This is a genomic window from Isoptericola sp. NPDC055881, assembly GCF_053615895.1.
Window position 1 is genome coordinate 36,839 of the sequence record NZ_JBSHCR010000029.1, and the last position, 14,103, is coordinate 50,941.

14 protein-coding genes are annotated in these 14,103 nt (G+C 70.7%); 8 read left to right on the forward strand and 6 right to left on the reverse strand.

The annotated features are described in order from the left end of the window. Positions 1-19: 19 nt before the first annotated feature. From ACWGKI_RS10885 to ACWGKI_RS10910, 6 genes are read right to left on the reverse strand one after another with little or no spacing between them, the layout of a single operon-like run. Positions 20-316, reverse strand: a complete 297-nt coding sequence (locus ACWGKI_RS10885) for a hypothetical protein (RefSeq protein ID WP_430557763.1) — start codon at positions 314-316, stop codon at positions 20-22. Then, the gene (locus ACWGKI_RS10890; protein ID WP_452186893.1) at positions 313-1,005 is read right to left on the reverse strand and encodes a DUF6668 family protein; all 693 of its coding nucleotides are present in this window, start codon (positions 1,003-1,005) and stop codon (positions 313-315) included. The genes ACWGKI_RS10885 and ACWGKI_RS10890 overlap by 4 nt, the downstream gene beginning before the upstream one ends. Further along, positions 1,002-2,552 (reverse strand): hypothetical protein, encoded by a 1,551-nt coding sequence (locus tag ACWGKI_RS10895; protein WP_452186895.1) that lies wholly within the window; start codon positions 2,550-2,552, stop codon positions 1,002-1,004. Before ACWGKI_RS10895 ends, ACWGKI_RS10890 begins: the two co-directional genes overlap by 4 nt. Then, on the reverse strand, positions 2,527-3,663 hold the full coding sequence (locus ACWGKI_RS10900; RefSeq protein ID WP_452186897.1) for a M15 family metallopeptidase: 1,137 nt from the start codon (positions 3,661-3,663) through the stop codon (positions 2,527-2,529). The genes ACWGKI_RS10895 and ACWGKI_RS10900 overlap by 26 nt, the downstream gene beginning before the upstream one ends. Next, the gene (locus ACWGKI_RS10905; RefSeq protein ID WP_452186899.1) at positions 3,663-4,205 is read right to left on the reverse strand and encodes a hypothetical protein; all 543 of its coding nucleotides are present in this window, start codon (positions 4,203-4,205) and stop codon (positions 3,663-3,665) included. The genes ACWGKI_RS10900 and ACWGKI_RS10905 overlap by 1 nt, the downstream gene beginning before the upstream one ends. 20 nt (positions 4,206-4,225) lie before the next feature. Beyond that, positions 4,226-5,353, reverse strand: coding sequence for a hypothetical protein (locus ACWGKI_RS10910; RefSeq protein WP_452186901.1), 1,128 nt, complete (start codon positions 5,351-5,353; stop codon positions 4,226-4,228). Positions 5,354-5,583: 230 nt separating this feature from the next. On the opposite strand from ACWGKI_RS10910, the gene ACWGKI_RS10915 reads away from it, so the two are divergent. The 8 genes from ACWGKI_RS10915 (at position 5,584) to ACWGKI_RS10950 (ending at position 13,960) form a co-directional block, all read left to right on the forward strand. Further along, entirely contained in the window at positions 5,584-5,934 is a 351-nt protein-coding gene (locus tag ACWGKI_RS10915; protein ID WP_430557769.1) for a helix-turn-helix domain-containing protein, read from the forward strand. Positions 5,935-6,091: 157 nt separating this feature from the next. Next, a complete protein-coding gene (locus tag ACWGKI_RS10920; protein ID WP_452186903.1) occupies positions 6,092-6,502 on the forward strand; it encodes a hypothetical protein in 411 nt (136 codons plus the stop codon). Further along, positions 6,499-8,055: a hypothetical protein gene (locus ACWGKI_RS10925; RefSeq protein ID WP_452186905.1), complete on the forward strand. Its 1,557-nt coding sequence runs from the start codon at positions 6,499-6,501 to the stop codon at positions 8,053-8,055. Before ACWGKI_RS10920 ends, ACWGKI_RS10925 begins: the two co-directional genes overlap by 4 nt. Positions 8,056-8,216: 161 nt before the next feature. Then, entirely contained in the window at positions 8,217-8,513 is a 297-nt protein-coding gene (locus tag ACWGKI_RS10930) for a hypothetical protein (protein WP_430557772.1), read from the forward strand. Between the two features lie 369 nt (positions 8,514-8,882). Then, the gene (locus ACWGKI_RS10935; protein WP_452186907.1) at positions 8,883-10,610 is read left to right on the forward strand and encodes a helix-turn-helix domain-containing protein; all 1,728 of its coding nucleotides are present in this window, start codon (positions 8,883-8,885) and stop codon (positions 10,608-10,610) included. A gap of 334 nt (positions 10,611-10,944) precedes the next feature. Beyond that, positions 10,945-11,832 carry a ParA family protein gene (locus ACWGKI_RS10940; RefSeq protein ID WP_430557774.1) on the forward strand — a complete coding sequence of 296 codons (888 nt, stop codon included), beginning with the start codon at positions 10,945-10,947 and terminating at the stop codon, positions 11,830-11,832. Between the two features lie 245 nt (positions 11,833-12,077). Beyond that, a complete protein-coding gene (locus tag ACWGKI_RS10945) occupies positions 12,078-12,314 on the forward strand; it encodes a hypothetical protein (protein ID WP_430557775.1) in 237 nt (78 codons plus the stop codon). A gap of 632 nt (positions 12,315-12,946) precedes the next feature. Continuing rightward, entirely contained in the window at positions 12,947-13,960 is a 1,014-nt protein-coding gene (locus ACWGKI_RS10950; RefSeq protein ID WP_452186910.1) for a DUF4192 family protein, read from the forward strand. The last annotated feature ends 143 nt before the right edge of the window (positions 13,961-14,103 follow it).

The window sequence follows — 14,103 nt, forward strand, 5'->3', positions numbered from 1 at the left end:
TGGCCCACCCCGTCATCGGTCAGACGAAGATCTGGATGATTCCGCCGGCCGCAGTCGCCAGGATGCACACGATGATCGCGATGGCGAGGCCCTTGAACCCCTGGATCTCGCGGCCGGTGAAGGCCGCGAACGCGAGGTAGCCGGCCGAGGCGAGGAACCCCGCCAGGCCGAGGATCATCACGCCCCACGACAGCCAGTTCAGGATCGTGTTGATCCCCTCGGTGCCCGGGGGCTGCTCCGGGGTCGGGTTGGGCAGCACGCCCCGCTCAGCCAGGCGGCCCACCACCTGGTACCCCAGCGTCGTCGTGTTAGTCATCGGTTCGTTCCCTTCGTGTCTCCCGCCGCGGCGGCGAGGATCGAGGCGGCGATGCGGCGGACCCGCAACCCGCACGTGCTGGGTGATGGCGACTCCCACCGCCACCGTTCGGCCCACGGCAGGTGCCAGCCGCGGGGCGTCATCCGAGCCAGACGTCGTACCGCCTGCGCCTGGGCCTTGGTGAGGCGCGGTCCGTCGTCGACGAGGACCAGGCCGACAAGCTCTGCGCCGGGCAACCGGCCAGCAGCCCACAGGCGCGCCAGACGATCCGCCTGGTCGAGGCCGCGGTGGTGGGTGCGCGCGACGGCGACCACCCGCACCATCGGTGCCGGCGCCAGCCACGCGTTCGCCACCGGCCACTCACGCCCGGCCTCACCGACGGTGCGGGTCGGGCCTGCTCCGGCACCCTCGTCGGCCGGAGAAAGGAGCTGCAGCAGCGTGCTGGCGCCGGCGCCACCGTGCAGGCCCATGACGCACAGGTCCGGCACGTCGTTCAGCACGGTCGTCGGCCAGTCCTCGAGGTTCTCGGTGTCGACCGGCCCCACGAGCTCGGGCGTGGCCGGCCCGACAACCGCGACATCGCCACCCCCGCCGGACGCTTGGTCGTCCCAGAGCGGGTCGGCCTCCATCAGTGCCTGTGCCTCACGCCGCGTGCGCGCCGGCGAGACGAGGAACGGGTTGTTGCTCATCGCTGCTCCTCCGTGCGAGCGAGGGCGTACAGCACTCGCTCGTCGACCTTGTCCGCGGCGACGAACGCCGCACCTTGAATGACTGCGTCGGGAGACGCCTGCTCGAGGTCGGGGTCGCTCGAGAACGCGACCCACGCCGGCGACTCGTCGCCGACGGTCGGAACATCGACGCGCACCGCAACAGCAGTGGTCATCCCGAACACCGCCGACCCCAGGACAGCCGTGGGCTCAAACGCACCCGCCGTGCCGCCAAGCTCGCTCGTGGCGCCGGCGCCGAGGTCCGCGATCGCGTCGCGTCCTGGCGAGACGTAGAGGTCGCCCACCACGACCGCGCCTGCCACCGGATCGTGGATCGCCCTCGGCTCATTGCCGAGAGCGTCGCTCGGAACGACCGCGGTGGCCCTGCTGGTCCCGTCGCTGACGCGGACGAGGGCCGCGACCGCGCGGCCCGGATCAGCGGTGTCCCAAACGCCGAGCACGTGGTCGTCGTCGATCCCCGTCCACGAGACCGCGGGCCCAACCGCTCCGGCCGGCGACGCGAACGACACCGTGTGCGGGTCGCCCTCAGCCGGCACCACCACCACGCCCGAGGCCGAGACGGCGATCACCCCGCGCGACGTGGCCGCGACCGGGGTCGCCCCCACGGGCACGTCACGGCGCACGAACCCGTCCGGACCATCAACCATGACGGTCTGGTCACCAAGGTCGACCAGGACGCCCATCGGATCGACCTTCACCGACGACTGCGCAGGCAGGGGCACGTCAACGGGATCGATCTCCGACTGCCCCGGAAGGTCCAGAGCCCACGCCTGGAGGTCGCCGCCGCTCGTCGCGGCAAGAACCGGACGGCCCTGCACACGCGAAGGGGCAGCCTGCTCGTACGCACCCTTCGCGATCCACTCCACGGCGCCGTCCTCGGCCCGCCGGGCGGTCCACGTCCCGTCCGCGGCCGGAACCACGATCGTGTCCGCATCGAGCACGAACGACTGCAGGCCGTCGGCGACCGGTACAGACCACGTCGCCACCGTCGAGAAGCCAGGGGGCGGCGGAACCGGCAGGTTCGCACCGGCCCCCACCGGGCTGACGACCTGCTCGACGGGCGCGTCCACTCCTGCATCCCCGCCGTGGGCCGCCAGAACCAGCCCGGCCGGCACGCCGACCGCGACTGCGGCCAGCACCACCGACGCGCCCAGCAACACACGCCGCGATGGTCCCCTGCGTGCCGCGGTCGCGTCCCCGAGCTCATGAGTGCCGCCCTGGGCGTCGACGACCATCAGCTCGACGTGCGGGCCGTCCTCACCGGGCGCCGTGCAACGCACGCGCACAGCCGAGACCCCGTGCAGCACCAACCACGCCACGACGGCACCGACGCCCGCCACAACGGCAGGATCATCGCCGTCGACGTCGACCGGCGCTCCCTCGAGGAGGACCGCGCCCTCTGTCGTCAGCTCCAGCCCAAGCACCGGGAACGGCGGAACCTTGGCCGGGTCGAACCCGTCCTGCTCAAGGTTCCTTGCCGCGCTACGCCCTTTGCGCATCTGCTCCACCTCCCACGAACTCCCAGTGCCACGGCTCGGGCTTGCGCCCGCCCGGCTCGGCCCACTGCGGATGAACCCACCCGAAGGCCGGCGCGTGCGCCTTCATCCACTCGTACTCGGCGGTGCCGAAGTCGTTGATCCCGCCCCCCAGGTCGAGCGCCAACGCCCACCCGTGGTTGGAGTAGCCCGGCGTGGCCGCCAGGTAGCCCTTCGCAGCCTTGGTGGCGACCTGTTGCTCGTACGAGCGGTACGAGTCCGTGATCGACAGGTCACGGCCGAACTGCTGACGGAACAGAGCGTTGAGCCCGGTCAGTGCCTGGACAGCGTCGCTGCGCGCCGCCTCCCCTGGAGCCCAAGGAATGGGCGCCAGGGCAGACTCCGGGATCCGACCATTCGAGTACCCGCCCCACGGAGCGGGGCCGTTCTTCGCGATGGCGCCGCCGGCCTTGCCCGTCCCGGCCGCCGCGTCGACGACGCACGCCCCCGCGGCCGGCGCGGCCGACTCGAGATCCGCGAGCTCGACCCCGGTCAGCGCCGAGGTGAGCGCCACCGCTGCGTCCCAATACTTCTCGTAGTGGTAGGGGTCGGCGTTGCGCTGCGTGCGGTGCGCAGCGATCGTCGGCGGAAGGTCCTGCCATCCCTCGACCTGCGCGAGGGCGTCGAAGAACGCTCCGGCGGCATGCCGGGGATCCATGACCTGTTCCTTGGTGCCCCACGTTGATCCGAGGCACCACTGCTGCTGGAACAGACCCAGCGAACAGGTGGGCGAGCCGTCGGGGTTCGTCACCCCGAAGCGGTCGTCACCGAATCCGACGTTGATCAGGCTGGACTCGCCCATCGCGACGGCGACTCCGATCGTCTGTCCCTTGATCGGCATGCCCTTCTTCGCCCCGACCGCGACGATCGTCGCGGCGTTCGCGACCTGCTCGCTCCGCTCCTTGGGCACCGACGACAGCCCCGGCAGGGTCGCGACCACGCCCTCGTTGAGGCCAGCCACAGGCACCACACCGCCCGTGGCGGTGGCGCCCGAGGGGTCGCACGCACCGTCGTCGCCGAGAAGCAGCACGATGACGATCGGAATCACCAGCAGACCGGCGATCACTCCGACGGCGGCCTTCATCAACGCACCGCCCGCTCGACCGGCTCGATCCGATCAGCGAGCCACGGCGAGTGCACGTCCTGACGGATGAGCGTCACCACGTACGGGGCCGCATCGGTCGGCACCTGCACCCGCGCCGACGTCCCGTCGGGCGCGCTGATCAGCGTGGCTCCGTCGACGACGCGGCGGGCCGGGATCACCGCCGGGTCGGTGTACTCGAAGGCCATCTCCCCCGCCGGCGTCAGCTGCTCGGACAGGGCGGCCCACCAGGCGTCGTACGACGTGTGCGAGACCAGCGCCGACACGACGTCCTCGGCAGCCGCGACGGCCGCCCGCTGGTCCCCCTCGTCAACGCTGTCGGCCGGGGTCGACGGGCTCGCCTGCTCAGGGGTCGGCAGGGGCGTCGGCGCCGACTGCGTGGTCGTGCTCGACTCGGTCGGGAGCTGAGCGGCGGGCTGGTCTGCTGCGCAGCTGGTCGCGGTGGTCAGAACGCCGGCCAGGAGCGCGAGACGTACACCGGCGCGCAGGGCCCGGGAGGACTCCGAAGTTTCGTTGATGCTCATCACGTTCAGCCCCTCCCCCGTCAGCGCGCCGTGACGCGGCCCGACACCTGCGAGCCCTTCGCGGCGACCGTCCAGGTCACCCGCTTGTCCTTGATCCCCTTCACCTGGCGGGTCACCTGTCGGCGGTCGCCCTTGCCGAGGTCGACCTGGAACTCGTCCTTCTTGTTGCCGACCCGGACGGCCACCGGGACCTTCCCGGTGCCACGCACCGTGAGGTTCACGACCACCACTCCCTTCTTCTTGCCCTTCGCCGCGGTCGCGGCGAGGCCCGCAACCTGCGGGGCCGGAGCCTTGGGCTTCGCCGTCGCTGACGACGTGGGGCTGGGCGAGGGTGATGCGGATGGTGTCGGCGCAACAGGGCTTGATGCCGACGGCGACGGCTCAACAGCAGCGGCCGGAGCACGGTCATCCCCGATGACCATCACCACCGCGCCTGCGGCCAACAGCCCGCCGACCACGGCGGCAAGGCCGGCGACCACCCCCACGGCAGCGAACGCGCGCACCCGCCCGCTCGCCGGTGCCGTCGTGACCGCAGGCGGCGCGCCAACGTCGCCCCGCGCGGCGACTGCCGCGCCTCGAGTCGGAACCAGGGTTGCCGGCACGACCAACGTCTCGTCTCCGTTGGCGGGACGCGGCCTCGGGGTGGCCGGCGCGATGACCCACGGCGCCTGCCCATCCACTCCGGCGCCCTCCATCGTCGCAGCGGCATCCTGCGTGGTCTGCGCTGTCACCTCGGCGCTGTCGAGCTGCATCGTTGACGTGGCGGGCTCTTCTGCCCCGTCGGCGATCGTCGAAGAGTTGAGACGGTGCGCCTCGGGCGCGGTTGGGGGAGTCACGCGAGGCGCACCGTCTCGGTTCCCCGCCGGCTGGCGAGGAGCATTAGTCGGCCCGTCGGCCGTCACGGAACCGTCCGCCCCCACGCGCAACGTCACGGTGCCTTCCGGGGTGGTTGCTGAAACCAACAAGGAGTAGCCGAGCTCGTCCGCCCTGCGGGACACCGCACGGATGGCGGCCGCACGCCCCTCCCCGAGGGATTCGGCCTCGACGGGCACCGTCGCGCCGCCGATCGTCACCTGCCCGCAACCGTGCTCGTCGAGCACGATCGACACGGACGGCGCCGCCGTCTCACCAGAGTTCTTGTGCTCCATCGGTTCCCCAACCGCTCGCTCTGCCGTCTCGAGTAGGCAGCTGCCTCGCGTGCGTGGTTGCCTGTGTCAGCAACGTCTGCACGTACTCAAAACATCACATGATGTTTATAGCACGCACGCGGACGTGTCGCCACTCTTCAGCGCCGACCGGCGCGTATTAAGGTTGGTGGTTGACGATTGGAGTACATGTGCCCCGTCGGGACCCCATGGGGGACGACATCGTTCAGCGAGTGAATCGCCTGTTCGAGACGCGCCACCCCGCAGACCGAGGCCCCTATAGCAACTACGACATCGCTGCTAGGGCCGGCGAGCACGGATACGAAATTTCCGCGGCCGCCATCCAGCAGATCCGTAGTGGGCGGCGCTCCAACCCGACCGTTCGGGTCCTACGAGGCCTTGCCGCTGCCTTCGAGGTGCCGATCACCTACTTCTTCGAGGACCGCCCCGCGGCGGACCCTTCGGCGCAGGTTGAGGCCGCGGGCGAGATCCGTGCGCGGTCGGGAGAGATCTCCGACCGCGCCTCCCAGCTCCTTGCGGATCTCGTTCACGAGTTGAGGAAAGACCAGCAGGACCAGGACTGACCGGTTCTGAATCGGTCACGGGGAGTGAACAGCAATGCGCGCAAGAGGACGCGACGCCCGGACGTGCCGGGAGCTCATCGCCGAGCTCCACTCCGAGGACGCGACCCCCAACGACTTCCTGGCCGCCGCGGCCGCCGCCGCTGGCGGGGAGGTCAGCGTGCTGCGCCCCAGCCATGAGCTTTGGTCCCGTGCTGGGATCGCCAATGCGACCGGGCTGACCCTCCCCTTCCCCCAGGGCTGGCTCACCATCATTCCCAAGGTCGACGTAGCTGAGGACACGATCTTCGGGCACGAGGCCGCGCACATCGTGTTCGGCGACGTGCCTCACTGGGACGACGCACACCCTGCGACGCGTACACATGTGACCAACCTGCTCGGACGCGAACCGCAGGACTTCCTTGTCTCAGCGGCGAGTGGAGCGGTGGAGTCCATCTGGCGACACGACGACGGCCCCCAGGAGCGGCGCGCTGAGTTGCTGGGCACGCTGCTTGAGTCCCGCCGACGTCGGCCGGCGCGGTACCGCCGCGACCGGATCGACGACTTCTTCACCGTCCGGGCTGACCGGTGACCCTCCTGCAGAACCTCACGCTCCCGGCCGTTGTCCTGCTATGGGGCATTGTGGCGGTGCGGATAGTCGGGGTCGCACGCGGCGGCTCTCGCCTCCTGGCGCTTATCCTCCTGCTCTTGGTGTCGATGTTCACCATCAAGCTCTCGTTCGTCGGTCCGCTCATCGACGAGGCATCGGGAATCTCCGGCCTTCAGGTCTACGTGCGCGACTGCATCGGGATCGCCGTGGCTGCGCTCTCGGCTCACACCGTGGCGAGACTCGCACGCGAACAACCCTCGCCACGGTGGAGCACCGTCGGGACCGTCGCGGTCATCCTCGCTGCCTACGTCAGCATGATGGGGTTCTTCCTCGAGACGGGCCCTGATCGCCAGGGTGTCCTCGAGGTCGGTCCGGCCAGTGGGGAACTCCCCGCACTGGGCTTCTGGCTCTCCTACCTGCTCCCGTATGGAGCTTTCCTCATGGCCGTGGTCGTGTTCGCATTTCGTGACGCCCGGCGCGCCGGACCCTGGACCCGCGGCCGCCGCGGGCTCGTCTTCTTTGGCATCGGCGCGGCCGCGGGAGATATCTACGTCGTCACCAAGATCCTGGTACTCACCAACGCGGACCCAGCCTCCCTGATCCTTCGGTACGAGGCTGTGATCCAAGGGGTTCCGTCGCTCCTTGCGGTCGGGTTCATTGCCGCTGGCGCGGCGACCTGGACTGACCTACACCTCCGCGACCGGTATCTGCTCGCACGGCTTCGTCCCGCTCATCGGGCCCTCACCCGTGACCAGAGGACCCCCCGCGTCGCGCACTCGTCACTCAATGTTCCCGAGCGGCTTGACCGGCGGGTTGTGGAGATCGGGGAAGCAATCACCAGGCACCACGAGGACGGCAACACGATGCCCCACTATCTGCCCGACGACGTCCCGGCCACGGAAGCCACCACGCTGCTTCGACAGCTGAGCGCCGCTCGGCGTGCGGAGACTGGCTACCAGCGCACCCGGCTCGCCCGGGCCATCACCGAAGTTCTGGCGCCGCCGAACCTCGGCGTCCTGATTCTCGTCGCCCTCGGGCTACGTGAGGGAGCTCTGGGGTGGGCTCTCCTGGGATCGCTGTTCGTCTCGCTGCTGCCCTACCTCGTGGTCATCATCGGCGTCCGCCGCGGCGTCTGGCGCGATCGCATGCTCACCACGCGCCGAGAGCGCATCATCCCGCTCATCTCCAATGTGAGCTTCGCCGTAGCCGGTCTCGTGGTGCTCGCCCTCTCCCCTGCTCCCAGAGAGCTCCCTGCCTTCCTCGGCGCAGCGACCGCGACCCAGGCAGTGCTCTTCCTTGTGACCCTCGTATGGAAGATCTCGTTCCACAGCGGCGTCGCCGCGGGAATGCTGGTGATCACCGGTCTCGAGTTCGGGTGGGGTATCGCGCTCTGCCTCGCGCCCCTGGTGCTAGTCATCGCATGGTCGCGCGTGCAGCTGCGCGAGCACACCGTCGCGCAGGTGGTCGCCGGCGCCCCTGTCGGCGCGCTGCTACTCGGTGGCAGTTACGCCGCGATCCTCGCTGCCATCGCGTGACACAGTCAGAGCGCGTGCCAAAGTGTGCGACCGCCGTCTAAAGTAGCGGGGTGCCTCGGTCATCATTCCCGCCCGACATGCCGCGTCGTCGCTGGTCAACTACCGCGACACGCCGCCCGATGTCGGGCGCTTCTGCTTGTGCTAGCGCTACGGTCGGCGGCATGGCCACGACCAAGAGCAAGCGGGCTAGGAGGGCGTGGGGGTCGGTCGATCCCGAGACGACGTCCGTCTTGTACGCGCGCGTCCCGGATGACGCGAAGGCGGTCTACGACTCGATCGCCGACGCGACGGGCGTCTCGCTCGCCGTGGTCCTGACGGAGATCAGCAAGCACCTCGAGCTCGACGAGCAGGGACGCCCGGTGTGGTGGCCCAGCGCCGACCAGGGCGACGCCGCGCAGGGTGTCTTCGAGATTCCGCACACCCAGGGACAGGAGGGGTTCGCTCGCAGAAGCGCCTAACCCCATAACGCAGAGCGGCCCGGCCCCCGAGGGGGCCGGGCCGGAGTCCGAAGCCCTTCACCCTCAAGCTTGCCGGCGCGGAGGTGATGGGTCCGGTTCGACGCACTCTCGTGCGTCTTTCGTCTGGAGACCACCATACCTGCATCAGCCGACAGGCACCCACAAGAACTTGGCGACACGCCGAGCGAGGCGCACCCCGAGGCGGGGTCGCCGGCCGAGCAGTGGGCCGCGACAGCGCGGCTCCTGGCGGGCCGTGAGCGCGTCCGGGTCGGTGTTCGCGGCCGCCGTGGCGGTCAGTTCACGGTCGAGTACCCCACTCGTGGCGAGCGGCCACTGACCAAGCTTCTTCCTCGCTCCGGGCCTGCCGCGGTGCTCGTGTATGGGCTGGACGGCACCTGCCGCGCCCTGTGTCTGGACCTCGATGTCGCCGGCAACGACGTCGACGCCACGGCGGCCGAGGCCGCCGACCTCGAACACTGGCTTGTCGAGTGTGGTGCCCGCGTCGTGACCGACGTCGGCCCCACGGGCGGGCGCCATGTGTACGTGCCGCTGGCCGACCGCCTCGCGTTCGACGTCGCGCGCGAGCTCGTCGAGGCCCTGGCGCTGCTCTTCCCGTGCCTGGACCCTTCCCCGCACCGATCGGTGCGCTCCGGCTGCATCCGAACCCCGGGCGCCCTGCACAAGACCTGGGGGCACCAGCAGCTCACGATGTCCCTCAGCGCCGCGTACGACGTCCTGCAGCGCCCGAACGGCGCCGACGTCGTCGAGGCCATCCGGGTGCGGCTGCGCCCGCAGATCGCCGCATGGCGCGCCCGCGCCACTCCCCCGGACGGCCGCCTGGAGCTCGCCGGCGGCGTCGACGTCGACGACCAGGCCCCCGCCGAGCCCGCAGGCCGGGCCGGCGAGGTTCGCGGTGCCGTGCTGCGCATCGCCCGCGAGGGGATCTACGACGTCGCGCGCTACCCCACCCCGTCCGAGGCCCGCGCCGCGGTGATGGCGGCCGCCGCCCGCGCCGGCTGGCGCCTGGTCGACGTCGTCGCCCGCATCGAGGACGGCCGCTGGGCCGGCCTGGCCGCGCTCTACGCACACCACTCCCCCGTCTCCCAGCGCCACCGCATCACCCGCGACTGGTCCGCCGCGGCCGCGCTCGTCGCCCGCACCCAGAAGACGAACCCGCAGGCCAGAACCCACCGAGCACCCGAGAACGACACTGTCCGCAGATCGAACACAAGCGCCCCAGAGTCACACGGGGGGGCCACCCCCCGGCCTGCAGCGGATCCCACGACGGTCGACGAGCACGGCTTCATCCGGACCTGGCGCTCCGCCTTGCGGACCACCGAGCAGCACCGGTTCCCTGGCAGGTCCGGATACGCGGTGAGGTTCGTGCTGCGGGCCCTCGGAGGCTTCGCGCACTCCACTGGCTCGCGGTACGTCGCGGTCGGCACCCGCTCCCTGGCGATCGCGGCCGGCATGGAGCACTCCACCGTCTCCCTCGCACTGAAGGCTGCCGCGGCCGCCGGGTGGTGCGACCGCATCGAAGTCGCCCACGGCGAACACGCCGACCTGTACGCCCTCACCATCCCCGCAGACCTCGCGGACCGGGCCGACGAGCTGCGCTGGGACGCCGGCAAGCTCCACGCCCTCAGGCCGGCGTTCCGCGCGCTCGGGCACGTCGCAGCCCTCACCTTCGAGGCACTGGAGGCCGGCCGCGCCCGCTCGGTCCTCGAGGCCGCACGAACCACCGGGATCAGCCGCTCGGCCGTGCACGAGGCCGTCGACGCGCTGGCCGCATGGGGACTCGTCTCCCGTGACGACGCGGGCCATCTCGTTGCGCACCCAGACAGGCTTCTCGCGGCCGCCGAGCTGCTCGGCGCCGTCGACGTCGTTGCCGCACAGATCCGCACCTACGCCCGCCACCGCATCGCCTGGCGCGCCTACCTCCACCGCCACGACCCCGAGGCCCAGCCCGGCGACGTCGACCACTCCCCCGACCCCGCCGACCTCGCCTGGCTCGACACCGCCGGCTGGTGGCTACCACCGGACGACGCAAGAGGTTCGGACTGGACAGTCGCCGACGCGCTGGCCACGGGCGCTTGAGTCGCCACCCCCAGCGTGTGCCGCGACGTCCCTACAGCTCCTGGCAGCACGGGCCGCTGCGGTGCGCCACTCGCGCCCTCCGGCTTTCCAGACGGACGGATTGGAAGACTTGTAACACTTGCATTGCAAGTATGGAGCGCCCTGCCAGGGCCGGGGTCGGCGCGCCATACCCAAACAACAGTTCGCTTTCAAGCAACACAAGGAACACAACACAAGCATTGAACGCAATGCTTGTGTTACTTTGGTTCTCTACCGAGTCCGTCTCGCCTTTCGGCGTGGCGCCTGGAAGCTAAGTCTTGCAATGCAAGCATTAACAGTGGGAGGTGTGTACCGGATGACAGTGATCCTGACCGTCGCAAACAACAAGGGTGGCGTCGCGAAGAGCACGACGACCGTGCAGACCGCAGCGGCACTGGCGCGCGCGGGGATGAGAGTCGCAGTCGTGGATTCCGACCCCCAGGGCAACGCGACGCGGCGCCTCGGGATCGAGTGGGATCCGGCGAACCCCATCCCGAGTCTGTCAGAGGCGATTTCGGCAGGGGTCGAGGGCGCCGCAGCCGGAGCGCTCATCGGGTGCGGTTGGGTCGACGAGAGCGGAAACCCCACGCGCGAGGCTGAGCAGATCGACGTGGTGCCGGCGCGATTCGACCTGATCAACCGCGAAGCTGAGGCGGGAACGGTCGGGGCGGTGCGCCGACTGAAGAAGGCACTGGCGGGGTGGAGCGACGACTACGACGTCGTTCTGATCGATTCCCGGCCCGACCTGGGGCACCTCGTTCAGATGGCCTTCGCAGCGTCGGACGCCGTCATCATCGCGACCGACCTGGGCTACGACGGGCCCGAGGGGGCGATTCGTGTCGCAGATTTCGTCGCCGCGCACGCCGAGGACCTGGGGAACCCGGGCCTGCACGTCGGGGGAGTGGTCGTGACGCGAAAGCGGAACACGGCCGAGCATGCTTTCCAGCTCGAAGGGCTCGTCGAACGGTTCGGAGAACTGGTCTGGGACCTGCGGACTACCAAGACGATCCCCGGGAACGTTGAGGTCGAGCTCACCCCCGCCCACATCCCTGAATGGATCCGGTTCAGCGAAGCTGACTCTGCCGCGGTGTCCCTGAGCGCATGGGGCGACGAGCGCGGCAGGACGACCGCCGGTCTGTACGACCAAGTCGCCGCGCACATCATCAGGACCTTCCTGCCGCAGGCTGAGGCGGTGACGGCATGACTGCCCCCCAGAGGCGGCGTCCTGGTGGGGCGAGCCAGATTTCCCTTACGCCGCGCGTTGAGGCGATCCGGACCCCAGGCACACCCGAGACGGCGCCGGCGTCCGAACGGGACGCAGTGGACTCCGGACCGTTGACCTCACAGCCGACCGCAGACGTCAACCGAGAGTCGGCTCAGCCCGCCGCGCCCAGGCAGCGAGCCGAGAGGAAGCCGGCGGGCAAACCTGAACGTCCGGTGCCGCCGGCCGTGCGCGGGCTGAAGATCGCTCGCACGTTCCAGATCCGAGAAGAGCTCGTACGGCAAGCGGAGACGGCCGTGCTGCGGACCGCCGGCTATGACGGCGGGCATGTCTCGATGACGGCGCTCGTGAACGAAGCGCTCCGGCGCGAGCTCGAGCGACTCGCAGAGGAGTTCAACAGCGGCGAGGAGTTCCCGCAGAACGCCAGCGGCCAGTTCCGGACTGGGCGGCCGATCGGAACGTGAGACTGCGCGAAGGCAACTAATGCAAGCCTTCACGGGATGGACGCCTCGCACGCCCGAGGTGTGAACGGCAGAAGGGAGAACGGCAGATGAGCAGCATTGAGCAGGTCCTCGGCGACCACGTCCTCGACATCGCGTGGACCAACCCGGTCGAGCTGTGCTGGAGCAGCGAGACCGACTGACACCCAAGCCCGACGAGGCCCCGGAGCCGATCGCTTCGGGGCCTCGTCATGCGGGGGCGGTCCAGCTCGAGCGTTGGCCCGGGGTGCGTTGCCGGCCGGCGGGGGAGCGGCGCGAACCGATGCCGACCTTCGGCCGGCGCCGAACGGCGGCCGCTACGCGGCCCTGTCGTTCCGCGCTGACGCGCGGAAGAGCGTTGTTGCCCTCTCCTGGCTCTCCATGATCGCCCGCGCGACCCTCCGCGCAAGCCCCGCGGCTACGCCGCCGGCATTCCCCCGGAACTTCTCGGGCGCGCTCGCAAGCTCGCTTGATTCGCCCGAGAACTTCCTCCTCCTGCCGGTTCCGGGGTTTGCACTCCAGGCCGCTTATGCGGGCGGTCATTACGGCGCCAGGAGAGGGCGAAAAAACGGTCGGCGGCAGGCGGGCCACCCTCGGCTCTGGCGGAAGGGTCACCGATGTTCCCCACCTCTGAACTGCGGGCGAAGAGCCTCGCGGACGTGCTGGCCGCTATCGCGCTGACGGTCGGCTTCCGGCCCGTGAACAGCGTTGTCGTCGGGGCGCTGCGACCGTCGGGCTCGCTCGGCATGGTCGCGAGCCTCGACCTCGACAGCGTCACGCCGGAGTCTGCCGACCTGATCGCGGTGCACGCCGCGAACGACCGGGCCGACCGCGCCCTGGTCATCGTCTACGGCGAGGACCAGGCCCTCGCCGCCGACGTCGTCGGCGCAATGACGTGCGCGCTGCACGGACAGGCCGTCGATGTCGCGCAGGCCGCGCACGTCGACCAGACCACCTACCGGGACCTGCTGGTCGACGACGCACCGGCCCGGCCCCTGGCCGACATCGAGACGAGCGCGGTCGCGGCCCACGCCGTCGCGATGGGCCGCAACCTCAACGCGACCCGGGCCGACCTGCTGCCCCGGCCCGCCGCGTGGGCCGCGCGGGCCGAGGCCAGCAACGCCTACGCGGACCAGGCCACCGAGGCGGACCAGACGGCCCACGCCGTCGCCACCTGGCGGCTCATCCTGGCCGGGATGCTCGACGGGCCGGAGATCTACGGCGAGATGGCCGCCCGCCTCACCAACACCCGCGTGCGTGACGCGGTGCTGCTGTCGATGGTCCCGGAGGTCACGCCCGAGGTCGTGAACGCGACCGCCGAGGGCCGCGAGGACGGCGCCGCCGTGGCCCGGGCCATCGCCGCAATCGTGGACCCGGACCGGGCCCACGAGCCGGGCCACGCGGCCCACGACGGGGCCGACGCCCTGGCCCAGATCGTCGCGCACGTCCCCGACAACGCGCCCGCATGGACCCTGTGGGCGCTGCTGGCCTGGTGGACCGGCAACGGTCTCGCGGCCCAGGACGCCCTGGACCACGCGGGCCAGGGCTACCGGCTCGCGGAATTGCTGCGGCAGGCCCTGGCCCAGGGCATCCCGCCGGGCTGGGTCCGCAAGCACCGCGCCGGACTCTGACCGGTAGAGGTGGGCCGGGGCCCGAACAGGCACCGGCCCACCTCTCGGGTCGCGGTCGCGTGATGGCCTGGCCCGGCCCCACGAGGGCCGGGCCCGGCCGGGGGGGGGGGGGGGGGGCCCCCCCCCCCCCCCCCCCCCCCCCC

What these genes read in the sequence shown, in the direction of transcription:
- ACWGKI_RS10885 (WP_430557763.1), bottom strand. Translation starts at nt 316, where the DNA reads ATGACTAACACGACGACGCTGGGGTACCAGGTGGTGGGCCGCCTGGCT.
- ACWGKI_RS10890 (WP_452186893.1), bottom strand. Translation starts at nt 1,005, where the DNA reads ATGAGCAACAACCCGTTCCTCGTCTCGCCGGCGCGCACGCGGCGTGAG.
- ACWGKI_RS10900 (WP_452186897.1), bottom strand. Translation starts at nt 3,663, where the DNA reads ATGAAGGCCGCCGTCGGAGTGATCGCCGGTCTGCTGGTGATTCCGATC.
- ACWGKI_RS10905 (WP_452186899.1), bottom strand. Translation starts at nt 4,205, where the DNA reads ATGAGCATCAACGAAACTTCGGAGTCCTCCCGGGCCCTGCGCGCCGGT.
- ACWGKI_RS10910 (WP_452186901.1), bottom strand. Translation starts at nt 5,353, where the DNA reads ATGGAGCACAAGAACTCTGGTGAGACGGCGGCGCCGTCCGTGTCGATC.
- ACWGKI_RS10930 (WP_430557772.1), top strand. Translation starts at nt 8,217, where the DNA reads ATGGCCACGACCAAGAGCAAGCGGGCTAGGAGGGCGTGGGGGTCGGTC.
- ACWGKI_RS10940 (WP_430557774.1), top strand. Translation starts at nt 10,945, where the DNA reads ATGACAGTGATCCTGACCGTCGCAAACAACAAGGGTGGCGTCGCGAAG.
- ACWGKI_RS10950 (WP_452186910.1), top strand. Translation starts at nt 12,947, where the DNA reads ATGTTCCCCACCTCTGAACTGCGGGCGAAGAGCCTCGCGGACGTGCTG.